The sequence below is a fragment of the Pseudonocardia sp. EV170527-09 genome (assembly GCF_008369905.1).
Classification (GTDB): domain Bacteria; phylum Actinomycetota; class Actinomycetes; order Mycobacteriales; family Pseudonocardiaceae; genus Pseudonocardia.
Map to the genome: position 1 here is coordinate 1 of NZ_VRMC01000451.1, position 274 is coordinate 274.

General features: G+C 72.3%; 1 protein-coding gene. It reads right to left on the reverse strand.

All coding sequences use genetic code 11. The features are described 5' to 3' along the window. Positions 1-274: hypothetical protein (locus FVA95_RS32385; RefSeq protein ID WP_205016069.1), on the reverse strand; the 274-nt coding region annotated here is incomplete at both ends.

Here is a 274-nt window from a genome sequence, read left to right on the forward strand (position 1 = left end):
TCCCGCCACAGCCCGCGAAAAGATCGATCACAGTCAACGGGTCCGTCATAGCGCACGATGCTAAAGCGGAACAGGTCGCCGCCAGCGACCGCCACGCCGCCAGCTGGCAGGTCGCGGTCACTCCACCGGTGGCTGCCGGGGGCAGACCGGCCAACACCCAGTCCACCACCCGGCGAGCCGCTTCCCGGCGGCCGTCCCGGGCCAGGACCGCAGTGACCGTCGCGCCGTCGCCGTAGGCGCCGTCGAGGACGACGGCGACTTCGCGGAGGTCGGC